The sequence below is a fragment of the Variovorax sp. GW821-FHT09A10 genome, from assembly GCF_059418385.1.
In genome coordinates, this window is sequence record NZ_JBWKPT010000002.1 from 1,198,114 (window position 1) to 1,220,831 (window position 22,718).

A 22,718-nucleotide genomic window follows, 5' to 3' on the forward strand; every position below is an offset into this window, starting at 1 on the left:
GCATTCGCAATGCCTCAGTGGAAGTCGCGGCTGGTGTTGCTCTGCGCCAGCCGGCCCAGCAGCGGCGTGAGGTCCTTGAAGCCGGTGGCGATCAGGTGCTGCACCTTGCCGCCGCTGTCGTCGTCGCGCTGCCAGGTGCCCTGCACCGCGAGCAGGTGCGACTTGAGCAGCGGCTCGCGCCAGGCCTCGATGACGTGGCTCCAGACGATCACGTTGACGTTGCCGGTCTCGTCCTCCAGCGTGACGAAGATGGTGCCGTTGGCGGTACCGGGCCGCTGCCGGCCCTTGACGATGCCGCAGGCGCGCACGGTCTGGCCGCTGCGTGCGGCGCGCAGCTCCACCGCGCTCAGAAGCCGCATGCGCGCCAGGCGCGGGCGCAGCAGCGCGAGCGGATGGCGGCGCAGCGTGAGGCCCAGCGCCGCGTAGTCGCCGACGATCTCTTCGCCCTCGGGCGCGGCAGGCAGCAGCAGGGCCTGTTCGTGGATCGGCACGCCCTTGAGCAGGGCCGACGAGCGATGCTGCGCCGTGGCATCCCACACCTGCTGGCGCCGATGGCCCGAGAGCGACATCAATGCATCGGCCGCCGCGAGCGCGGCCATGTCCTTGCCGTCGAGTTCGGCGCGCAGGGCCAGGTCTTCGGTGCTGGTGAAAGGCGCTTGTGCGCGCGCTGCGAGCAAACGCCTGGCGCCGGCGTCGCTGAGGCTCAGGACCCGGTTCAGGCCCAGCCGCACGGCAGGCTGGTGGTCGTTGCCCAGGCGCTCGGCGTAGCGCGTATCGGTGCCTGGCGGCATGCGCGGCGCATCGGGTGCGCGGGCTTCGAGCGTGGTGTCGATCTCGCTGCACGTGACGTCGACCGGCCGCACTTCGACCCCATGGCGGCGCGCATCCTGCACCAGCTGCGAGGGGCTGTAGAAGCCCATCGGTTGCGAGTCGAGCAAGGCGGCGAGGAAGCAGGCGGGTTCGTAGTTCTTGAGCCAACTGCTGATGGTGACCAGCAGCGCGAAGCTCGCGGCGTGGCTTTCGGGGAAGCCGTAGTCGCCGAAGCCGAGGATCTGCTTGAAGATGGCTTCGGCGAAAGTTTCCTTGTAGTCGTTGGCGGTCATGCCCTTGACGAGCTTGTCGTGGAACTTGCCCAGGCCGCCCTTGCGCTTCCACGCGGCCATGGCGCGGCGCAGCTGGTCGGCTTCGTCGGCGGAGAATCCGGCCGCGATCATCGCGATCTGCATCACCTGCTCCTGGAAGATCGGGATGCCCAGCGTGCGCTCCAGAGCGGGGCGAAGCGCTTCCTTCTCGTAGTGGATCGCCAAGCCCTTGGCCACCCGCTCACGCTGCTTGAGGTACGGATGCACCATGCCGCCCTGGATGGGCCCCGGCCGCACGATCGCCACCTCGATCACCAGGTCTTCATAAGTACGCGGCTTCAGGCGCGGCAGCATCGACATCTGCGCGCGGCTCTCGATCTGGAACACGCCGATGGTGTCGGCGTCGCAGATCATGTCGAACACGTTGGGGTCGTCGTTGGGGATGTGATGCATCTCCATCATCGAGCCCCGCCAGCGGTTCATGTGGTCGAGCCCGCGGCGGATGGCGCTGAGCATGCCCAGCGCGAGCACGTCGACCTTGAGCATGCCCATGGCCTCGAGGTCGTCCTTTTCCCACTGGATGACGGAGCGATTCACCATCGACGCCTTCTCGACCGGCACCAGCCGCGTGAGCTTCGTGTGCGTGAGCACGAAGCCGCCCACGTGCTGGCTCAGGTGGCGCGGAAAGCCCTTGAGCCGCTGCGTCATCTCGATCCACTGGACCAGCTTGAGCCGGTCTTCCTTCACGCCGACGCGCGCGGCGGCCTTGTCGAGCTGTTCGCCGAGCGCGGTGTCGTCGAACCAGTAGTGGTCCTTGGCGAATTCGTCGACCAGCCGCTCGTCGATGCCGATGGCCTTGCCGACGTCGCGCAAGGCGCTGCGCGAGCGGTAGCAGATGACGACGGCAGCGATGGCGGCGCGCTCGCGGCCGTACTTCTCGTAGATGTACTGGATGACTTCTTCGCGCCGCTGGTGCTCGAAGTCGACGTCGATGTCGGGCGGCTCCTTGCGATGGCGGCTCAGGAAGCGCTCGAACAGCAGGTGGCCTTTTTCGGGGTCGATTGCGGTGATTTCGAGGCAATAGCAGACAACGGAATTGGCCGATGACCCACGCCCCTGGCAAAGAATTTTCTGTGAGCGCGCAAAGCGGACGATGTTCTCTACGGTGAGGAAGAACATCTCGTATTCAAGCTCCCTGATCAGGTCCAACTCTTTCTGCACCTGGGCTCGCACGCCATCAGGAATCCCGTTCGGGTAGCGCCTTTGCGCCCCTTCCCACGTCTTGCGCGCCAGCGTCTGCGTCGCCGTCTCGTTGCTGCCCAGAGTTTCCAGCGGGTACTTGTAGGTCTCGCGGATCACCTCGGGATCGAAGCGGCACCGCTGCGCCACCACCAGCGTTTTCGCCAGCATGTCGGGCAGATAAAGCGCCGCCAGCCGCACCCGCTGTCGCAGGTGCCGCTCCGCATTCGACTGCAGCGCAAAGCCGCACTCGGCGACGGTCTTGCCCTCGCGCACGGCCGTCAACACGTCGTGCAGCGGCTTGCAGGCACGCACGTGCATGTGCACGTCGCCGGCCGCCACGAGCGGCACGCCCGTCTGCTCGCCCGCCTGCATCAGCGTGACGAACCACAGGTCGTCGTCGAACTCGTTGAACAGCTCCACGGCCAGCCAGAGGCTGTCGCCGTACAGCGCCTTGGCCGCTGCCAGGTCTTCCTGCAAGGAGGCTGCATCCGGCATACCTCCCGGCGGACGGTGCGGCACGAAGAGCACCTGGCAGTCCTGCAGCGAAGCCACGTCGCTGCCCTCCCAGCTCACGCGGTACTCGCCCTTGGGCAATTCGGTGTTGCGCGCAGCGGTGATGAACTCGCAGAGGTTGCCCCAGCCCTCGGTGTCGTTCGCGATCACCACGAGCTTGAAGCGCTCGAAGCGGAACTCGCTGCCGAACAGCAGGCGGAAGGCGGGGTTGCGCGGGATCGGTGGTTCGTCCGGGTGCTCGCGCTCGTACGCGTCGAGCTTCGCAGGCAGATCACGCAATGCGACATAGGCACGCACGATGCCCGCCACCGAGCATTCATCGGTGATCGCCAGCGCCGAGTAGCCCAGGTGATAGGCGCGCTCCACCATGTCCTCGGGCATCGATGCGCCGCGCTGGAAGCTGAAGTTCGTGAGGCAGTGCAGCTCGGCGTAGTCGGGCAACCCCGGCACCGGCTTCTGCCGCTGCGGCAGCACATGCACCTTGGCAGGCTGGCGCTTGCGCTCTTCCTTGCCGCTCAGGTCAGGCATAGAAGCCTTGCAGGTACCAGCGCACCTCGCCCGAAGAAAAGCGCGCGGCGGGCCGTTCGCGAAAGATCCACACCAGGCCGGCCTCGGGGCTTTCGGCCACGTAGTAGTCGCGCATCGCGGGCTGGCCGCCGTCTTCCTCGCCGCCCCACCAGCCGGCCTCGACGCGCTGCGGCCCGACCAGCTTGCGCAGCGGCCCGCAGTAGCACGGGCGCTCGCCGTCCATCTCGAGCCGCAAGGGCTCAGGCAGCAGCCAGGGCGGATAGATCGCATCGGGCTGCGAGGCGGCGTCCTTGCGGGCCTTGTCGGGTGCAGGCGTTTTCTCTTTCTGCAGCGCGGGCCGCCACCGCTGCTGGCGCTCGGGCCGGTGGTCGGCCTGCGCGAGCGGCACCACCACCTGGTCGGCGCCGAGCCGCACGCTGAGCCGTTCGACCATCTCGTGCAGCTTGTCGCCCTTGCGGTTGTCTTCCGGCAGGAAGCTGGTGCTGGCGCCGGCCAGCGGATCGGTTTCGAGCGTGCGCAGCTTCAGCCAGCTCGCGGGCGCGGCCAGCGTGGTGAGCGCGAGTTTTTCGGACAGCAGGCGGCGCAGGTGCGCCATGTCCTGCGTGGGCTCTGCCGTGCGCACGGTGAGCTGCTGGTGCGGCGGCAGGGTCACGCCGTTGAGGCGCCGCAGGTCGAGCGTCCATTGCAGCTCGAGCGCACGCGCGCCGCGCTGGCGGGCGCGCAGCCAGATCTGCAGCGCCGACAGCAGGCGGTTGGCCGACCACATGAGTTCGGGCCCGGTCTCGGCCAGCGCGGGCAGTTCGAGCTTCTGCTCGAACACGTCGGGCAGCGTGAGCCAGGCGTGGCTTTCGGGGCGCAGGCCCCAGGCGATGTCGAGCGCCTCGCGCAGCCCGGTGCCGAAGCGCCGCGTGAGGCCGCCACGCGGCAAGGCGGCCACCTCGCCCCAGGTGCGGCAGCCCAGGCGCGCGAGCAGGTCGAGGTGGCCTTGCGCGGCCGTCAGCGTGTCCAGCGGCAGGCCGGCCGGCACTTCGGCGGGCCGGTGCTCGTTGCGCGCGAACAGGCGCAGCCGCGCCAGCGCGATCAGGCTGGTGGCGCCCTGCGCGCCGCGCATGCGCGCGTCGGGCGCGGGGTTGAGGGCCAGCAGCTGGCGCATCAGCGGTGCGCGACCGCCCCACAGGCGCTCGCAGGCCGAAACCTCGAGCATCAGCGCCTCGTCCTGCCAGGCGACGTGCGGCGTGAACTGCAGCGCCCACCAGCCCAGGGCCTCGGGCGGGGGCATGTCGGGGGCGTCGGCTTCTTCGGACTCAGACGACCACTGCAAGGCGATCCAGTGCATCCGGGCCTCCTTTCCATGCGTCGATGCGCACCACCGTGGCCGACGGCGCGGCGGCCGGTGCCACGGGCGGCGGCAGGCGCAGCTGGCGCCGCACGCGGGCGGCGGCCAGCAGCGCGCTCATGCGGGCGTTGCGCGCCGGCACCCGCACCGGCGCGGCCAGCGGCGGCCCCCGGCGCTTGAGCAGGTGCAGCGCGATCTGCGCCGGATCGTCCGGGCAGCGCTCGGCACGCAGGCGCAGGCGCGCGGGCGAAGCCGACAGCGCCACCGACTCGGGCCGGCACACGAACAGCAGCACCTCGTGCTGCGCGGCGGCCAGCTGCAGCCGCCGCAGCTCGCCCACGCGGGCCTGCGGCAGCCAGGCGACGACGGCGGCGATCTCGGCGCAGCGCAGCGCCTGCTCGCAGGCCCACAGCCGCGCGGCCGGGGCGTCGCTGCGCACGCACATCAGAGCCTCCACCGGCAAGCCCTGCGCCGCCAGCGCGGCGCCGTAGGGTTCGTAGGGCGCGCCGACCAGCACCACCGGCCCGCCGCGCGCTTCCACGGCCTGCGCCAGCGCGGGCAGCAGCAGGCGCCAGACATGGGCCTCGGGCGTGGCCTGCAGCAGCTCCGTCATCGCGCCCACGGGCCAGCCGCCGCCGGGCAGCTCGGCGTCGAGCGCGGCATGCCCGGTGGCGACGACCTGCGCGTCGGCCAGGCCGAGTTCGTCGGCATGCCAGACGCCGCGGCCCGCGGCGGTGGAAAAGGAGTCGAAGAAAGGGAGGCCCATGATTGCAGTTGTTAACTGTATTTTTATACAGTATTTCCCAGGTCGCAACCAGCGATCGATTTACCTGCGAAGGCCCGCGCCTTAAGATCGGTTTATTAACAATTAGTGACCATGAGACACAAAAAGATTCATCTGCGGCTTCTGGCCCTCGCCGCCTTCGTCTTCGCCGTGGCGCCCGCCTCGGCCCAGCCCGCCAAGCCGCTCCTGATCGGCCAGACCTACGTGCAGACCGGCCCGCTCGCGTCGCTGTCGACCGAGCCGCTGGTGGGCATCCGTGCCATGTTCACCGCGCTGAACGCGAGCGGCGGCGTCAACGGCCGCCCGGTCGAGCTGCGCCAGCTCGACGACGCCTACGACCCCGCCAAGGGCGCCGAGAACGTCAAGACCTTCGCGCGCGACGGCGCCGTGGGCGTGCTGATGCCCATCGGCACCTCGTCGGCGGTCGGCGCGCTGAAGGCGGCCAACGAGCTGAAGATTCCCGTCGTCGGCCCCTACACGGGCGCGGGCCCGGTGGTGAAGTTCAGCGAGTTCGGCTTTCCGGTGCGCATCAGCTTCGACGAGGAATACAGCCGCATCGTGAACCACCTGTTCACCATCGGCCTGTCGCGCATCGCCTTCGCGCACAACGACAACCCCGGCGCGCGCTCGGCGATGGAGAGCACGCAGAAGTTCATTGCCGAACGCGGCGACAAGATGGTCGGCAGCGTGGCCATCAAGAACGACGGCTCCGACGCGGCCGAGCGCGCCGCCGAGCTGGCCAAGCTCAAGCCCAAGGCCGTGGTGCTGTCGGCCACCAACGACGTGGCGGCGAAATTCATCGCGGCCTACCGCGCGACCGGCGGCGAGACGGCCTTCTATTCGTTCTCCTTCCTGAATGGGCAGAAGCTCTTCCAGGACATCAGGAAGGACGCGGCCGGCGTGGTCATCTCGCAGGTCGTGCCCTACCCGTGGAACAGCGCGATGCCCGTCATCGCCGAGTACCAGGCGGCGATGAAGAAGATCGGCATGACCGAGTTCAGCTACGCGAGCCTGGAGGGCTACGTCACGGCCAAGGTCATGGTCGAGGGCCTGAAGCGCGCGGGCGCCAACCCCACGCCCGAGTCGCTGCAGAAGGGCCTGGAATCGTTCAAGACGCTGGACCTCGGCGGCATCGCCGTGTCGTACCGGCCCGGCGAGCACCGCGGGCTGACCTTCTCGGAGCTGTCGATGCTCAAGGCCGACGGGCGCTACCTGCGCTGAGGCCTTTCGCCCGCCGGCCTCGCGGGCGCAGAATTTCGTTCGTGACGACGCCCCTCACGAACGCACACCCTTACGCCCTCACGCGCGCCCGGTTGCTCCGACTGGGCGCAGCCCTGTGCGCAGGTGCCGCGCTCCCCTCCTTCGCCCAGCAGCCACCCCGCAGGCCCGCGATGCAGATGACCACGCGCCCCATTCCCTCCACGAAGGAAGCCCTGCCGGTCGTCGGCTGCGGCACCTGGATCGGCTTCGACCAGCGCCCCGGCACCGACGAATACAGGCGCCTGCCCGGGGTGCTCGACGCGCTCTTCGCGGCCGGCGGCACGGTGATCGACAGCTCGCCGATGTACGGTCGCTCCGAGGAAAGCACCGGCGAACTGCTGGCCGCCGCCAAGCCGGGCGCCAGGCCCTTCCTCGCGACCAAGGTCTGGACCTCGGGCCGCGAAGCCGGCATCGCGCAGATGGAACAGTCGTTCGCGCGGCTGCGCACGAAAGAGATCGACCTGATGCAGGTGCACAACCTCGTCGACTGGCGCACCCACCTCGCCACGCTGCGCGGCTGGAAAGACAAAGGCCGCGTGCGCTACATCGGCATCACCCACTACACCGCCTCGGCCTACGACGAGGTCGAAGCCGTGCTGCGCGCCGAGAAGCTCGACTTTCTGCAGATCAACTACTCGCTCGATGCGCGCGATGCCGAACAGCGCCTGCTGCCGCTCGCGGCCGAGCGCGGCGTGGCGGTGATCGTCAACATGCCCTTCGGCGGCGGCGGCTTGCTGCGGCGCCTGCGCGACAAGCCGCTGCCCGCCTGGGCCGGCGAGATCGGCTGCACGAGCTGGGCGCAGGTGCTGCTGAAGTTCGTGCTGAGCCACCCGGCCGTGACCTGCACGATCCCGGGCACGAGCCGCGCGGAGCACATGACGGACAACGCCGCGGCCGGCGCCGGCACCTTCCCCGATGCCGCCTTCTGGCGCCGCGAGGCCTCTTCTATTCGAACTTGACGTTGTGCTCCCGCACCGTCGCGCCGAAGGCGTCGTACTGCGTGCGGAAGAACTCGGCGAACTTCGCGGGGCTCATGCCGTAGCCCTCGAAGCCCTGCTGCACCAGCTGCGCATGCACGTCGGGCCGCTTGAGCGTGTTCTGCAACTCCTGCGAGAGCCTGTCGGTGATCTCCTTCGGCAGCCCCGGCGGCCCGAAGAAGCCGGCCCAGGGCGTGATCGTGAGCTTGCCCAGCCCCAGCTCGCCGCCCGTCGGCACATCGGGCAGCAAGCCGCTGCGCTGCGGCAGCAGCGTGACCAGCGCGCGGATGCGCCCCTCCTTCACGAAGCCCGGCGCCAGCGTGCCGGTGGTGAACATCATCTGGATCTGCCCGCCCAGCAGGTCGGTCATGGCCTGCATGTCGCCCTTGTAGCGCGCGTTGACCACCTTGCGCTCGCCCAGCAGCTGCAGCATCGCGAGTTCCGAGGCGCTGTTGCTCGAGGCCGAGTTGAGCGCCCCGGGCTTCGACGCCACGAGCGCCAGCAGCTCGTTCACGCTCTTCACCGGCAGGCTGGCCGGCACCACGAGGAACATCGAGAACTGCCCCGCCGAGCTGATCGGCGTGAAGGCCTTGAACGGGTCGTAGGGCGAGGTCGGCCGCAGCGTGGGCGCGGCGACCATCGCGGTGTTGGTGCCCATCAGCAGCGTGTAGCCGTCGGGCTTGGCCGACGAGGTGGCCTGCGCCGCGAGCACGCCGTCGGCACCGGGGCGGTTCTCCACGATCACCTGCTGGCCGAGCTGTTTCGACAGCCCCTCCGCAATGATCCGCGTGAGCGAATCGGCGCCGCCGCCGGGCGCGAAGCCGACGATCAGCTTCAGCGGCTTGTTCGGGTACGCGTCGGCGCTCCAGGCCGCCGCGCCGGGCAGTGCCGTGGCGGCGAGGGCCGCGAGAGTCAAGGTTCTGCGTCGCATGACGAGCCTCCGCTTCAGAAGAGATGCCGCACGCCGAACTCCCAGCCCGACGAGCGCATTCCGCCCGCCGGCGCCACGCCGCCGCTCACCACGTAGCGCGCCTGCCCGCTGTTCATCAGCCGCGCGTAGGTGCCGTACAGCGCGGTGCGCCGGGAGAGGTTGTGCACGTAGCCGATGCCGAACTGGCGCGCGTCGTCGCGGTTGCGCGGCATGCCGTTGGCGTTGCGCAGGCTCTCGTCGCTGCGGTCGTCCAGGTAGGCGTAGCTCACGCGGATGCGCCCGACCTCGAAGGCCGGGATGTGCGCGCCGATCTCCACGGTGTTCTTGCGCACCGTGCCGGTCGCGAGCTTCACCGTCACCTTGTTGTAGAGCGCGAAGAACTTCGCGAAGCCCGCGTCCCACGAGCCGCCGATGTTGGCGTGCGTGTAGTTGCCGATGGTGGAGGTGGCGTTGAAGTGCGAGCGCGTCACGGCCGCCGCGATGTCGAAGGCCCCCGAGGCGAAACCGAAGCGCGCACCGCCGAAGTTGCCGTCGTCGCGGTTCGGCGCGGTGGAGTTGTTCTCGCCCGTGCCGATCATCGCCATGCCGTAGAAGCCGCCCAGCTTGGCCGGCAGCCAGTAGCTCACCGTGTTGCTGCCGGTGATGGCCGTGGGCAGCGGCCCGGTGCCCGCGCCCGCGAAGGTGAGGTTGCCCGCGCGCGCCACGCCGTTGGCATTGAAGGGGTCGAAGTAGATGCTGTTGTAGTGCGTGGGAATGAAGTCGTGGCCCAGCCGCACTTCGCCCAGCGAATCGTGCGACAGGCTCACGAAGGACATGCGGTCGAAGGTGATCGGTCCCGCCGGGCCCGCCCCGCTCGTCTGGTTGTTGGTGTTGCTCGGCCGGCCGGTGCCCAGGTCGGGGTTCAGGCTGCCTTCGAGCCAGAAGCCCGCGCGCAGGCCGCCGCCCAAATCTTCTGTGCCGCGAAAGCCGATGCGGCTGGTCGAGAGCCCGCCGTTCGACAGCGCCTTGACCGAACCGCCGCCCTCGCCTTTCGTGTACTGGACGCCGAGGTCCATCACGCCGAACACGGTGACGCTGGATTGCGCGTGCGCCGCGCCGCTGCTGGCCAGGCCGATGGCCGACCACATCAAGATTCTCTTCATGGTTTTTTGTCTCCTGCTTCTTCTCTTTGGTTGAAAAACTCTGGAATCGCGCGCAGGGCTGCGCCACCGGGTGCGAACGGGGGTTCGCACCGGTTGACGAAGGCCGGGGAAAAAAGGTCTAGCTGGCGGGCTGCGGGCGCTCGGTGCGCACGAGCACGGCGCCCTTGGACAGCGGGCTCACGTTGCGCCGGTACTGCTGCAGCCAGCCGGTGTCGAAGGCCGGCGGCGGCGCCTGCCAGTCGGCGCGGCGCGCGGCGAGTTCGGCGTCGGTCAAGGCGATGTCGAGGCGGCGCGCGTCGAGGTCGATGGTGATCACATCGCCGTCGCGCACCAGGCCGAGCGGGCCGCCCAGTGCCGCCTCGGGCGACACCTCGGCCACCACGAGCCCCTTGCAGACCAGGCCCGAGAGATGCCCGTCGGTCAGCAGCGCGACCTGGTCGCCCAGCCCCGCCCCATCGACCGCGAAGACCACGCGCGATGCGCCGCCGCCCATGGCCGGGCCGCCGCACGCGCCGGCACCGCGCATCACGACCACCTGGCCGGGGACGATCTCGTGGTTCTTGATCGCGGCGATGGCGGCGTCCGAAGTCCAGAAGCACACGGCCGGCCCGGTGAAGCGCCGCACCTTGCGCTCGGCGATGCCGGTCTTGATGAGGCCCGACTCGGGCGCGAGGTTGCCGCGCAGGAGCACGATGGCCGGCAGCGGCGCGACCGGGCGGTCGATGGGGCGGATCACCTCGGCATCCATCACTTCGGCGTGGCGCAGGTTGTCGGCGACGGTGCCGCCTGTCACCGTGCGTGCGCCCGTGTCGAGCAAGGGCGCGAGCTGCTTCATCAGCGCGCGGCAGCCGCCCGCCGCCTCGAAGGCCTCGATGGAATGCTCGCCGATGGGCCGCACACCGGCCAGCACCGGTGTCGTGGGGCCGAGGCTTTCGAAGAGGCCGTACACATCCACGCCGCACTCGCCTTCGGTCGATATCGCCTGCAGGTGCTTGGCCGTGTTGAGCGAACCACCGACGGAGAGCACCGCGCGCACCGCGTTGGCGAAGGCGCCGGCCGAGAGGATGTCGCGCGGTTTCAGGTCGTCCAGCACCATCTGCACGATGCGCGTGCCGGCCGCGCGCACGTCGTCCATCATCTTCGGGCTCAGCGCGGCGACCGGCGCGCTGCCGGGCAAGGCCATGCCGAGCGCCTCGCACACGATGTGCATCGAGTTGGCCGTGCCCAGGCCCGAGCACACGCCCGGCCCGCGGATCGCCTCGCGGCTCATGCCCACGAGTTCTTCCACCGGCAGGTGGCCGGTGACCGCGTGCATCGCGCCGATGAACACCTCCTCGATGTCCATGTGCTTGCCGCGGTACTCGCCGCTGGGCTGGTAGCCGCAGGGCACGAGCAGCGTCGGGATGTTGAGCCGCGCGGCCGCCATGAGCTGGCCCGGCACCGTTTTGTCGCACGAGGTGAGACAGACCATGCCGTCGAGCTGCGCGCCTTCGACCGCGACTTCGATGTCGTTGGTCACCAGGTCGCGCGCGCCGAGCATGTAGGCGCCGCGTGCGCCCGCGCCGGTGATGAAGTCGCTGGGCGCGGCCGTGCGGATTTCGAACGGCACGCCGCCCGCCGCGCGGATCGCCGCCTTGATTTCCGCCGCCACCTTGTCCAGGTGGCTGAAGCACGCGGCCAGCTCCGAAGAGCTGTTGACGATGGCAATCTTGGGCTTCTCGCAATCCTCCTCGGGGATGCCGAGCGCGCGCCAGTGCGCGTTGCGCACCGACCAGAGATAGGAGCCGCGCGGGAAGTTGCTGCGCAAGGGGCGGGTCATGAACGGTCTCCGGTTTTGTTGTCGTTGTTCTTCTTGGTGATCTCGATCACGCCGCGGTCGGCGTCCACACGCACCCAGTCGCCGGTCTCGATGCATGCGAGCGGGTCGCGCTCGAAGTCGGTCATCGAGGGCGAGTGCGTCACCACGGCGCCGAGCGCCATCTTGGTCGTCATCTCGTTGAACAGGAACGCCGCGGGCGCGGAGTTCATGAGCCGCGTCATGTGGAACATGGCCGACCAGCCCGACGAGCCCTTGGCGCCCGGGAACACCAGCACCTTGCCGGCAAAGCTCTGGCCGCGCAGTTCGTGCCGCGTCTCGATGACGGTGCCGGTGCGCGGGTCGATGCCGCCCCAGCCCGAGATGCGGTCGCGCGTGACCAGCGCCTCGCCTTCGGCCACGCCGCCGACCACCTTGCGGCCGCGGATCACGATGGTTTGTTCGGTGATGACTGCGGCGCTCATGCGTAGGCTCCGTTCCAGCGACCGGTGCAAGCGGCATCGACGCATTCGGCCGTGCTGCCGAACCACGCCTGCACGCCGAGGATGGCGGGCAGGTAGTGCGCCTGCTTGGCGGAATCGAGCGCCACGGTCTTCGTGCCCTTGGGCACGGCGCGGCTCATGGCCGAGCAGCTGTCGGTCATGAGGATGCCGCCCGCGTCTTCGATGATCTTCGTGTAGCCGTTGCGGTCGGCCAGCGACTTGATGGCGCGCGGCGTGAAGATCCACAGCTCGCAATCGGGGTGGACCTTGCGCCCTTCGATGAGCTGCGCAGCCTCCCAGATCTGCTCGATGGTGTAGTGCGGGCAGCCGAGCATCACGTACTGGACTTCGCTGTCCTTGCCGGTGACGTTGATCTTTTCGTAAGTGGCGCGGCGCTCGGCCTCGCCGTAGCGCAGCACCTCGATGGGCGCCTTGCCGCCGAGCGCCTGCTCCAGCGTCAGCGCCTCGGGCGTGACGCCAGCGATGTGGTACATCTCCACGCCGCCCGAGGACGAGGCGGCCGCGCCGAAGTGCTTGAGCCGCGGCAGGTTCGGCACGCGGCCGATGCCGCGCCGGCTGTGCACCACCGGCACGCGCTCCTGCACGTGCTCGCCGATGTAGTAGCCGAGCAGGCCCCAGTCCTGCACCGACTCGACCTCGATGTCGATGTCGAGCTCGATCACATGCGTCGCGCGGCGGTTCTCTTCGAGGTGGTAGCCCCAGTAGGGAATGCGGCCGGTGAGCATCGCCGCGCCCGTGCTCTCGCGGCCCTCGGTGTTGGTGCGCGCACCGAGCACCGAGTTGCAATACACCACCGCCGACGATTCCATCCACGCGCAATGCTCGCCGCGCGTCGGGATGTTGCCCACCTGGTAGGGCGTGCAGGTGTTCATGATCTGCGCGCCGAGGCCGGCCGCATGGCGCTCGCTCTTGTTGTAGAACTGGACGATCTCCTCGCTCACGCCCATGCGCTCGGGCTGGCCGGGGTCGAAGCCCAGTTGCAGGTGGCTCGTGAAGACCTTGAACTTGGGAATCTCGACGGTCTCCTGGCTGTCGAGGCTGAATTCGGAGAACACCGCGTCCATGCCGCCGCCCTTGGCGAGCGCGAAGTCGCGCTGGAAGGGCGTGGTCGAGGTGATGGTGGCGCAGACGTTGCGCGTCTCGACCAGTCGCTCGGCGCCGAGGGCTTCGCCATAGCGCATCAGCAGGTCCATCGCCTTCTGCACGGCCGGTCCGTCGCGGCCGTCGTACATGGCTTTTTCTTCATCGCTCAGGTGCATGACCTGTGTCTCCGTTCTTCTGTCGTCGTGGGGAAGGGTCCCCGGCCGGGCGGCTAACCCGGCGAGGGTGAAGGCACATGCCCGCCGATGTCGCGCGCAATGGTGAGCGCGATGTCGTGCAGGCGCGGTGCGAGTTCGTTGCGCAATCTGTCTTCGGTGAACACGAAGGCGGCGCCGCCGCCGTTGAGCGCCATCACCTCGCCGTCGGGGCCGATGAGCGGCACCGACACCGAGTTGATCTCGCGGTGGAATTCGCCGAGCGAGAGGCAGTAGCCCAGCCGCTTGGCTTCGCCGATGGCGCGCGTCATGGGCGCGGCGATGCCGTCCCACTCGGGGCCGCGCAGGAGGCGCATCGAATCGACCAGCTGGTTGCGCTGCGCATCGGGCAGCGCCGAGAGGTACGCGCGGCCGAGCGCCGAGTTCGGCAGCGGCGCGCGCGAACCTACGTCGAGCCGCGCCGAGAGCATCGACGAACGCGGGCGGCAGGCCTCGATCAGCACCATCTCCATGCCGTCGCGCACCGCGAGGTAGACGGAGGCACCGACCTCCTCCGCCATCGCCTGCATGCTGGGCCGCGCAGCGGCCCGCACATCGAGGCTGCCGAGGAACACGCGCGAGAGCGACACCACGCCCGGCCCGAGCATGAAGCGGTCGGGCGCCTGCGCGGGCTTGAGCATGCCCAGAGAGAGCAGCGTCGCGACCAGCCGGTTGACCGTGGGGCGCGGAATGCCGGTGATGCGCGCGACGTCGGCGTGGCCGAGCACCGGGCGGTCTTCGCTGAAGCAGCGCAGCACCGAGATGCCGCGCTCCAGCGCGCTCACGGTGTCGGAACGTTCGCCGCGCGAATCGGACGCATCGGCCGCGGAAAGAGAGCTGTCGTTTTTATCGGTGGACATGGAAGGACCCTTTGAACGCTTTGCAAGACTCTGCAATGTAGAGGCTCGCGAAAGGAGGTCGTCCGGGTTCATGGCAAAGAGGGGCGCGATCAGGCGCTGGCTTCGGCCGCGACGGAGGCCGCGCCCTGCCCGCCTTCGCCCCCGGTGCGCAGGTACACGCCCTGCGCCAGCAGCGCGGACTGCAGCGCGCCGGTGTCGACGAAGCGCGGCGCGATGCCGCCCTGCGACGCCAGCGCCGCCGCCACGCCCGCCGCTTGGCCCGTGATCCAGCACTGCGGAATCTCGCGCATGAAGCCGTGCGAGTTGCGGTCGCACGAGATGTGGCGCCCGCACGCCACGAGGCCGTCGAGCTGCTGCGGCACCAGCGCGCCATAGGGAATGGAGATGTTCGGGAATTTCGGCGACACCGCGGGCGTCACGCCGATCTCGTCCGCCAGCGCCACGCCGTCGGGCCACTGGCTGCGCAGCACCGCGCCCACGCCGGTGAGGCGCCGCGCGTGGCGCACGCCGATCTGCGGCGCGCTCAGCATCAGGTAGGCGTCCTCGAAACCGGGCGCGTGCGCCTTGAAGTAGTCGAGGTGCGCGGCCATGGCGCGGTGCGAGCGCACTTCGACGGCCGTGAGGTCGTCCACGTCGAGCGCCGAGTAGCCCGACTGGCGCGGCCCCATGAAGAGCGCCACGTCGTTGCGCCACGAGACGAAGGGCCGCTCGAAGAGGCCGAGCTGCTCGCGTCCGCGCGCCATGAAGCCGGCAAACGCGTCGGGCTGGCCGGCCTTGAAGTCGATCCAGCGGTTCATGTCCACGCCGCCGAAGAGCCACGAGGTGTTCATGCAGTGGTGCACGTCGGCCTCTTCGATGTCGTTCACGTAGGCGGCGCCGGCGCGGGCGAACAGGTCGCCGTCGCCGGTGGCATCGAGCACCACGTCGGCCATGATGGCCATGCGGCCTTCCTTGCTCTCGAAGACCACGCCCTTGACGGCGCCGTCCTGCACGATCGGGATGGCGGCCCACGAGTGGTAGATGAGCTTGACCTTGCGCTCCAGCACGATCTCCTGCGAGAGCAGCTTCAGGCGCTCGGGGTCGATGGTGGGCGACCAGGTGACGATGCCGTGGTAGGCGGCGGTGCGCTGCGACCAGTGCGCGGCCTTGGCCACGTCCTGCGAGCCCCAGTCCGCGCGCTGCGGGCCGGCGATGGCATCGGCGGGCAGGCGGTCGAACAGTTCTTCGGCAAAGCCGCGGATCACCAGCTTGCCTTCCCAGTCGGTCATGCGGTCGATCCAGATCACGAGGCCGCCGGTCGACAGGCCGCCCAGGTGGTTGTAGCGCTCGAGCAGCGCCACATCGGCACCGGCGCGGGCCGCGGCAGCAGCTGCGGCGGTGCCCGACGGGCCGCCGCCGACCACCAGCACGCCGCAGCGGTGATAGACCGGAATGTTCTTGCCGGGCTCGGCCCAGCTGCCGTGGTCAGGGCGCTTGACGCGGCTGTCGCGGTCGAAGATGTCGGAGGACAAGATGCGCTCGTCGGTGCGGACGACAGTTTTCATGGGATGGGTGTCTTGGATGGGCTGTTTCGTCGTATTTTGATTTCAATGTTCATTTTGTCAAACACAAAAGCCAAAAAAAGGCGTTTGTTCGGGGTATTCCCTAGTAAATATGGATTTTTATGATTTTCTAAATCAATATCAGGAGAACATTCCAACGGAGACATCGATGAAGAAACTCAACGGCACCCGCCGTGCATTCGGCTCGGCCCTCGGCGCCGCGGCTTTGCTGGGCCTGGCGCCGCTCGCGTTCGCGCAGGACTTTCCGGCGCGCAACAAACCGATCCGCATCGTCGTGGGCTTCACCGCCGGCGGCGGCACCGACGCGCAGGCGCGGATCGTGGCGCAGAAGCTCGGCGAGGTGCTGGGCACCAGCGTGATCGTCGACAACAAGCCCGGCGCGAGCACCATGCTCGCGGCTAACGAGGTGTCGCGCGCCTTGCCCGACGGCTACACGCTGCTGTACGCGCCCTCTTCCACGATGGCGCAGAACCCGCACACCTTCGCGCAGGTGCCCTACGACCCGTTCAAGGACTTCACCGCCATCTCGATGGGCGGGCGCGGGCCGCTGGTGCTGTCGGTGAGCACCTCGGTGCCCGCCAACAACGTGAAGGAACTCGTGGCCTACGTGAAGGCGAACCCCGGCAAGGTCAGCTACGCCTCGTTCGGCGCGGGCACCTCGTCGCACATCTACGGCGAGGCCTTCGTGAAGAAGACCGGCGTCGATGCGGTGCACATCCCCTACAAGGGCGGATCGGACGCGGCGAAAGACCTGATCGGCGGGCGCGTGCAGTACATGTTCGACTCGGCTTCGTCGGCCATCATCACCTCGGCCACGGGCAAGGTGAAGGTGCTGGCCATCGCGGCGAATGCACGCATCCCGGCGCTGCCCGACGTGCCCACCTTCGCCGAACAAGGCTACGCCGGGCTCGACCTGCCGAGCTGGCTCGGCTTCTACGGACCGGCGCGCATGCCGGCGCCGGTGGTCGCAAAGCTCAACGCGGCGCTCACGCAGGTGCTGGCGATGCCGCAGGTGCGCGAGTTCTATCGCACGGGCGGCTACGAAGCGGGTGCGACGACGCCGGAAGAATTCGCGGGCATCACGCGCACGACCTACGAGCGCTGGGGCGCGATGGTGCAGCAGGTAGGCTTGGCCAAGCAATGAGCCCTTCTTCCTTCATCACCCGACGCAGCGCGGCCGCATGGCTTGCGCTGGGCGCGATCGCCCTGCCGCTGTCTTCATTCGCAGCCTCACCCGCGGACTTTCCGGTCAAGGGCCGCACCATCCGCATCGTGCTCGGCCTGGCGGCCGGCGGCGCCTCCGACGCGCAGGCGCGCTTCGTCGCCAACAAGCTCGGCGAGGTGCTGCAGACGCCGGTCATCGTGGAGAACCGGCCGGGCGCGAGCTTCATCCTCGCGACCGAGGAGGTGATCCGCGCCGCGCCCGACGGCTACACCTTCATGTACGCGCCCTCTTCCGTGGTCGCGCAGAACCCGCAGACGCTGGCACAGGTGCGCTACGACCCGTTCAAGGACTTGACGCCCATCTCGCTCGGCGCGCGCGGCCCGCTGGTGCTGACGGTGCATGCGAGCGTGCCGGCGCGCAACGTGCAGGAGCTGGTGGCGTACATCAAGGCCAACCCGGGGAAGATGAGCTACGCCTCGTTCGGCACCGGCACCTCGTCGCACATCTACGGCGAGGCCTTCGCGCGGCAGGCCGGGCTGGACGTCGTGCACGTGCCCTACAAGGGCGGCGCCGATGCGGCGAAAGATTTCCTCGCGGGCCGCGTGCAGTACTACTTCGACGCGGCGCCCAACGCCATCCAGAACACGGCCACCGGCAAGGTGCGCATGCTCGCGGTGGCGGCGCCGAAACGCAGCGCGATGCTGCCCGACGTGCCCACGATGAGCGAGCAAGGCGTGAGCGGCGTCGACATGGCGAGCTGGCTCGGCTTCTACGGCCCGGCGCGCATGCCGGCGCCGGTGGTCGCCAAGCTCAATGCCGCGCTGGCGCAGGTGCTGGCGATGCCGGCCACGCGCGACTTCTTCCGCCAGGGCGCGTACGAAGCCGAATCGTCGACCCCGCAGCAACTGGCCGACCTGACGCGCACGACCTACGACCAGTGGGCCGAGACCATCCGCAAGCTCGGCCTCACGAAGCAGTAACCGGTCGCGGCGGCGACGTTCAGCCGAAGAACTTCAGCAGCCGCGCATTGGTCTCGTCGGCGCGCTCGTACTGCACCCAGTGCCCCGCGCCGTCGATCACCACGCCTTCACGGCCGGGGCCTTCGCTGGCCAGTTGCGCCACCAGCGGACGCGAATCGGCGGTGACGTCGAACTCGCCCCACAGCAGCAGCGTCGGCACGCCCAGCGCGTCGATCGCGGCCTGCAGCCCGCCCGAGAGCGACACCTCCTTGCTGCGAAAGCGCGTGCCGTGGCACGAGAGGTCGTGGATCTCGAAGGCCAGCGGATCGATGGCGGCGGACGCGTGCAGCATCAGCGCGCCCAGGTTGTGCATGAGCGCGGCGCGCTCGGTCTCGCGGTCGGGGGCGGCGCGCCAGTTGATCATCTCGACCGTCATGCGGCGCAAGGTGCCGTGGCCGCCGCTGCCCATCAGCGCCAGCCGGCGGATGGCCCCACGCCGCACCGCGAAGCGCGCGGCAGTGAGCCCGCCGAACGAGAAGCCGCCCAGGTCGATGGGCGTGCCGGCGCCGATGAGCGCATCGAGCGTGCCGCCGAGCGCGGCCAGGAGCGGCACCAGCGCGTCGTCGCCGGGCGCCACGCGCGGCAGCGCATCGGAATCGTGAAAGCCGGGCATGTCGGGCAGGAGCAGCGTGCGCTGCGCCGACAGCGCCTCGGCATTGCGCAGCCAGTGCATCCAGCTGCCATGGCCGCCGTGCAGCAGCACGATGGGCGGCTTCGTCGTGTCGGTGCCGAAGCGGCGCCAGCGCACGCGAATGCCGTCGTGCACCGGGTCGTGCGAGGTGGACAGGGCTTCGATGCGGGCGATCTGGCGCCGGGCTTCGGCGGATTCGTCGGGGGTGGGAAGAGCGGGCGTGGGCATGGCTTCATTCTGCCGCGCGGCCCGCGTGCCTTCAGGCCGCGCCGAAGCGGTAGCTCGACACCACGAGCCCGCCCATGAAGGCGTCCTCGTGGTAGACGCGCTCGCCGACGTCGCCCTCGGCCGCGCCCACCGCGACCATCAGCGGAATCAGGTGCTCCTCGCGCGGGTGCGCCATGCGCGCCGACGGGGCCGAGGCCCAGTCCTGCAGGCGCTGCACGCGCGCCTGCGGCGTGGCCTGCACAGCCGTCTCGTCGAGCCAGTCGCCGAAGGCCTTCGACACGCCGTGCGCCTGCGGGCCGAAGTTGCGCAGGTTGTGATAGCTCAGGCCGCTGCCGACGATGAGCACGTTCTCGTCGCGCAATGGCGCAATCGCGCGGCCCAGCGCCAGGTGCTCGGCCGGGTCGAGCCCGCGCCGCAGCGACAGCTGCACCACCGGCACCTCGGCGTCCGGGTACATCGCGGCCATCGGCGAGAACATGCCGTGGTCGTAGCCGCGCTCGGGGTCGATCTGCGCCGGCAGGCCGGCGGCGGCGATCAGCGATTGCACGCGCTGCGCGAGTTCGGGCGAGCCGGGCGAGGCGTAGCGCACCTCGTAGGTGTGGGCCGGAAAACCGCCGTAGTCGTAGATCATGGGCGGGCGCGGGTTGCCCTGCACCGTGAACACGGGCGACTCCCAGTGCGCCGAGACCATGAGGATGGCGGCCGGCGTGCGGCCGATCTGGCGCGGCATGTCGGCCAGTGAAGCGGCGAGCTGGTCGTAGGTAGCGCCCATCTCCTTCTTCATCCAGGGCCAGGGGCCGCCGCCGTGCGAGATGAAGTACGTGGGCAGGCGGGAAAGCGTGGTGTCGTGGGTCAAGTCGATGCTCCTTGAAGGCGTTGGATCGACTGTAGACATTTCCTTTCAGGAAATCGACAGGCTACGATGCATCGAATCCTTTCTTCACAGGAAATCATCGATGGACCGCATGACCAGCCTGCGCGTGTTCCGCGAGGTCGTCGAGGCCGGCAGTTTCGTGGCGGCGGCCGAGCGCCTGGGCCTGTCGGCACCGATGGCCAGCAAGCACGTGGCGCAGCTCGAGAAATCGCTGGGCGCGCGACTGCTGCACCGCTCCAGCCGCCACCTGAGCCTGACCGAAGCCGGCACCGCCTGGTACGAGCAGAGCCGCCGCGCGCTCGACCTGCTCGACGCGGCCGAGGCCGCCATCGGCCAGACGAGCGACGCGCCGCGCGGCCAGCTCAAGGTGAGCGCGCCCGTGTGGTGCGCCACGCCGCGCTTTGCGCGCGTGCTGGCCGACTACCGCTCGGCGTACCCCGAGGTGCTGGTCGACATGCACCTGGAGAACCGCAAGGTCGATCTCGCGGCCGACGGCTACGACCTGGCCTTGCGCGCCACGCAGGAGCCCTCGCCCGCACTCATCGCGCGGCCGCTGTGCCGCGTGCCCTTTCATCTGGCAGGCACGCCGGCCTACCTGAAGCGCCACGGCGCCCTGCCCGCGGTGCCGGCCGACCTCGCGAAGCTGGGCGCGATCGTGCCCAGCTACGTGAACCTGGACAACCTCGCGCTCAAGGGACCGGGCGGGCGCATGTTTCCGCTGCGGCTCACGCCCGCGATGCGCTCGGACGACACCACGCTCACGCTGCACGCGGTGCGCGCCGACATGGGCATTGCGTACCTGCCCGTGTGGCTCATCGACGACGACCTGGCGCAGGGCCGGCTGGTGCGGCTGCTGCCCGCGTTCGAAGCCACGCCGGTCACGCTGTTCGCCGTGTACACGAGCCGGCAGTACATGTCGCCCAAGCTGCGAACTTTCATCGACTTCCTGAGCGAGCGGCTGGGAGGCATGGAAACAAAGGCAGCACGCACCGACGACACCAAGACACGACGCAGCTGAAGGCTTGCTGAAGGCGCCGGCCGCGAACGCACCTTTTCGGGGCAAGGTCATGCGTGCAGGGCTACAGTCGAAGGCTCTCCTGGAGACCGATTCCTTGTTCCGCTTTTTCGAAAAACTCCTTACCCCTTATCCCGCCGCCGAACCCGCGCTGCCGCCCCAGGGCTTCTTTGCCTTTTTGTGGGCCTGCACGCACGGCGTGCGCGGCAAGATCGCCGCGATGGCGGTGCTCACGGCGGTGATGTCGACCTTCGAGGCCGCGCTGTTCGCGATCCTCGGGCGCATCGTCGACTGGCTCGGCGGCCAGGTGCCGTCGCGGCTGTGGGCCGAGCGCGGCGACACGCTGCTGTGGCTGGCCGCGTTCCTGGTGATCAGCATCGGCGTGGTGGCACTGCAGACCATCGTGAAGCACCAGACGCTGGCGGTGAACCTGCCGATGCGCCTGCGCTGGAACTTCCACCGCCTGATGCTGGGCCAGAGCATGGCCTTCTACCAGGACGAGTTCGCGGGCCGCATCACGGCCAAGGTGATGCAGACCGCGCTGGCCGTGCGCGAGACCGTGTTCGTGCTGGCCGACGTGCTCGTGGCCATGGGCGTGTACGTGGCCACGATGATCATCCTGGTGGGCGTGCTCGACGCGCAGCTGGTGTGGCCCTTCGTCATCTGGCTGGCGCTGTACATCGCCTCGCTGGTGTACTTCGTGCCGCGCCTGGGCAAGGTCGGCAAGGCGCAGGCCGACGCGCGCGCGCTCATGACCGGGCGCGTGACCGACGCCTACACCAACATCGCGACCGTCAAGCTGTTCTCGCACACGCAGCGCGAGGCCGGCTTTGCGCGCGACGCGATGCGCGAGTTCATGAAGACGGGCTACGGCCAGATGCGGCTGGTGAGCGCCTTCGAGATCGTCAACCACACGCTGAGCATGGGCCTCACGGCCGGCATGGCGGGCATGGCGCTGTGGCTGTGGTCGCACGGCACGGTGGGCGTGGGCGCGGTGGCCGCCGCCACGGCGATGGCGCTGCGGCTGCAGGGCATGTCGCACTGGATCATGTGGGAGATGACCAGCCTGTTCGAGAACATCGGCACGGTGCAGGACGGCATGAAGACGCTGTCGCGCCCGCGCACGGTGCTGGACGCGGCCGATGCCACGGTGCTCGACGTGCCGCGCGGCGAGGTGCGCTTCGAGCAGGCGAGCTTCCGCTACGGCGATGCGGGCCGCCGCGTGATCGACGACCTGAACCTCGTGGTGAAGCCCGGCGAAAAGATCGGCCTGGTCGGCCGTTCGGGTGCCGGCAAGTCGACGCTGGTGAACCTGCTGCTGCGCTTCCATGACCTGGAAAGCGGTCGCATCCTCATCGACGGGCAGGACATCTCGAAGGTCACGCAGGATTCACTGCGCATGCACATCGGCATGGTCACGCAAGATACGTCTCTGATGCACCGCTCGGTGGCCGACAACATCGCCTACGGCCGGCCCGACGCCACGCTGGCGCAGATCGAAGCGGCTGCGAAGCGTGCCGAAGCGCACGACTTCATCCAGACGCTGGGCGACGCGGGCGGACGGCGCGGCTACGAGGCGCATGTGGGCGAGCGCGGCGTGAAGCTCTCGGGCGGCCAGCGCCAGCGCGTGGCCATTGCGCGCGTGATGCTGAAGGACGCGCCGATCCTGCTGCTCGACGAAGCCACGAGCGCGCTCGACTCCGAGGTCGAGGCCGCGATCCAGCAGAGCCTGTACACGCTGATGGAAGGCAAGACCGTGATCGCGATCGCGCACCGGCTGTCGACCATCGCGGCGATGGACCGCCTGATCGTGCTCGACGAAGGCCGCGTCGTCGAAGAAGGCGACCACCGCACGCTGATGGCCCAGGGCGGCCTGTATGCGCGGCTGTGGGCGCACCAGAGCGGCGGCTTCCTGGGCGACGGGCTCGAAGAAGACGAAGCCCTGCGCGCCTGAG

18 protein-coding genes are annotated in these 22,718 nt (G+C 69.2%); 6 read left to right on the top strand and 12 right to left on the bottom strand.

What is annotated here, in order from left to right:
• Positions 1–14: 14 nt before the first annotated feature.
• From AC07Q9_RS12365 to imuA, 3 genes are read right to left on the bottom strand one after another with little or no spacing between them, the layout of a single operon-like run.
• Complete coding sequence (locus AC07Q9_RS12365; RefSeq protein ID WP_495309641.1) at positions 15–3,365, bottom strand: error-prone DNA polymerase; 3,351 nt, start codon at positions 3,363–3,365, stop codon at positions 15–17.
• A complete protein-coding gene (locus AC07Q9_RS12370; protein ID WP_495309643.1) occupies positions 3,358–4,701 on the bottom strand; it encodes a Y-family DNA polymerase in 1,344 nt (447 codons plus the stop codon). The genes AC07Q9_RS12365 and AC07Q9_RS12370 overlap by 8 nt, the downstream gene beginning before the upstream one ends.
• Complete coding sequence (gene imuA, locus AC07Q9_RS12375; RefSeq protein WP_495309645.1) at positions 4,670–5,467, bottom strand: translesion DNA synthesis-associated protein ImuA; 798 nt, start codon at positions 5,465–5,467, stop codon at positions 4,670–4,672. The genes AC07Q9_RS12370 and imuA overlap by 32 nt, the downstream gene beginning before the upstream one ends.
• A gap of 111 nt (positions 5,468–5,578) precedes the next feature.
• Between imuA and AC07Q9_RS12380 the strand changes: the two genes are divergently transcribed.
• Both AC07Q9_RS12380 and AC07Q9_RS12385 read left to right on the top strand, forming a co-directional pair.
• Entirely contained in the window at positions 5,579–6,706 is a 1,128-nt protein-coding gene (locus AC07Q9_RS12380; RefSeq protein ID WP_495309648.1) for an ABC transporter substrate-binding protein, read from the top strand.
• A gap of 170 nt (positions 6,707–6,876) precedes the next feature.
• Positions 6,877–7,704, top strand: coding sequence for an aldo/keto reductase (locus AC07Q9_RS12385; RefSeq protein ID WP_495309650.1), 828 nt, complete (start codon positions 6,877–6,879; stop codon positions 7,702–7,704).
• Here the strand turns inward: AC07Q9_RS12385 and AC07Q9_RS12390 are convergent.
• The 7 genes from AC07Q9_RS12390 to AC07Q9_RS12420 form a co-directional block, all read right to left on the bottom strand.
• Positions 7,691–8,653, bottom strand: a complete 963-nt coding sequence (locus tag AC07Q9_RS12390) for a Bug family tripartite tricarboxylate transporter substrate binding protein (RefSeq protein ID WP_495309652.1) — start codon at positions 8,651–8,653, stop codon at positions 7,691–7,693. The two genes, AC07Q9_RS12385 and AC07Q9_RS12390, sit on opposite strands and share 14 nt — an antisense overlap.
• A 14-nt stretch (positions 8,654–8,667) precedes the next feature.
• Entirely contained in the window at positions 8,668–9,795 is a 1,128-nt protein-coding gene (locus AC07Q9_RS12395; protein ID WP_495309654.1) for a porin, read from the bottom strand.
• 118 nt (positions 9,796–9,913) lie between these two features.
• Complete coding sequence (gene ilvD / locus AC07Q9_RS12400; RefSeq protein ID WP_495309657.1) at positions 9,914–11,614, bottom strand: dihydroxy-acid dehydratase; 1,701 nt, start codon at positions 11,612–11,614, stop codon at positions 9,914–9,916.
• A complete protein-coding gene (locus AC07Q9_RS12405) occupies positions 11,611–12,075 on the bottom strand; it encodes an aconitase X swivel domain-containing protein (protein WP_495309659.1) in 465 nt (154 codons plus the stop codon). Before AC07Q9_RS12405 ends, ilvD begins: the two co-directional genes overlap by 4 nt.
• Positions 12,072–13,373, bottom strand: a complete 1,302-nt coding sequence (locus tag AC07Q9_RS12410; RefSeq protein ID WP_495309661.1) for an aconitase X — start codon at positions 13,371–13,373, stop codon at positions 12,072–12,074. The genes AC07Q9_RS12405 and AC07Q9_RS12410 overlap by 4 nt, the downstream gene beginning before the upstream one ends.
• A gap of 53 nt (positions 13,374–13,426) precedes the next feature.
• A complete protein-coding gene (locus tag AC07Q9_RS12415) occupies positions 13,427–14,269 on the bottom strand; it encodes an IclR family transcriptional regulator (protein ID WP_062475657.1) in 843 nt (280 codons plus the stop codon).
• Between the two features lie 89 nt (positions 14,270–14,358).
• Positions 14,359–15,813 carry an FAD-dependent oxidoreductase gene (locus AC07Q9_RS12420; RefSeq protein ID WP_495309664.1) on the bottom strand — a complete coding sequence of 485 codons (1,455 nt, stop codon included), beginning with the start codon at positions 15,811–15,813 and terminating at the stop codon, positions 14,359–14,361.
• A 166-nt stretch (positions 15,814–15,979) separates the two neighbouring features.
• On the opposite strand from AC07Q9_RS12420, the gene AC07Q9_RS12425 reads away from it, so the two are divergent.
• The gene (locus AC07Q9_RS12425; RefSeq protein ID WP_495271575.1) at positions 15,980–16,975 is read left to right on the top strand and encodes a Bug family tripartite tricarboxylate transporter substrate binding protein; all 996 of its coding nucleotides are present in this window, start codon (positions 15,980–15,982) and stop codon (positions 16,973–16,975) included.
• The gene (locus AC07Q9_RS12430; RefSeq protein ID WP_495309667.1) at positions 16,972–17,976 is read left to right on the top strand and encodes a Bug family tripartite tricarboxylate transporter substrate binding protein; all 1,005 of its coding nucleotides are present in this window, start codon (positions 16,972–16,974) and stop codon (positions 17,974–17,976) included. Before AC07Q9_RS12425 ends, AC07Q9_RS12430 begins: the two co-directional genes overlap by 4 nt.
• A gap of 19 nt (positions 17,977–17,995) precedes the next feature.
• Here AC07Q9_RS12430 and AC07Q9_RS12435 read toward each other — a convergent pair whose 3' ends face one another.
• Both AC07Q9_RS12435 and AC07Q9_RS12440 read right to left on the bottom strand, forming a co-directional pair.
• Entirely contained in the window at positions 17,996–18,874 is an 879-nt protein-coding gene (locus AC07Q9_RS12435; RefSeq protein WP_495309669.1) for an alpha/beta fold hydrolase, read from the bottom strand.
• A gap of 31 nt (positions 18,875–18,905) precedes the next feature.
• A complete protein-coding gene (locus tag AC07Q9_RS12440; RefSeq protein ID WP_495309671.1) occupies positions 18,906–19,730 on the bottom strand; it encodes a DODA-type extradiol aromatic ring-opening family dioxygenase in 825 nt (274 codons plus the stop codon).
• Between the two features lie 100 nt (positions 19,731–19,830).
• Here AC07Q9_RS12440 and AC07Q9_RS12445 point away from each other — a divergent pair, with 100 nt between their 5' ends.
• Positions 19,831–20,766, top strand: coding sequence for a LysR family transcriptional regulator (locus tag AC07Q9_RS12445; protein ID WP_495309673.1), 936 nt, complete (start codon positions 19,831–19,833; stop codon positions 20,764–20,766).
• A 94-nt stretch (positions 20,767–20,860) separates the two neighbouring features.
• A complete protein-coding gene (locus AC07Q9_RS12450) occupies positions 20,861–22,717 on the top strand; it encodes an ABC transporter ATP-binding protein (RefSeq protein ID WP_495309675.1) in 1,857 nt (618 codons plus the stop codon).
• Position 22,718: the final 1 nt, after the last annotated feature.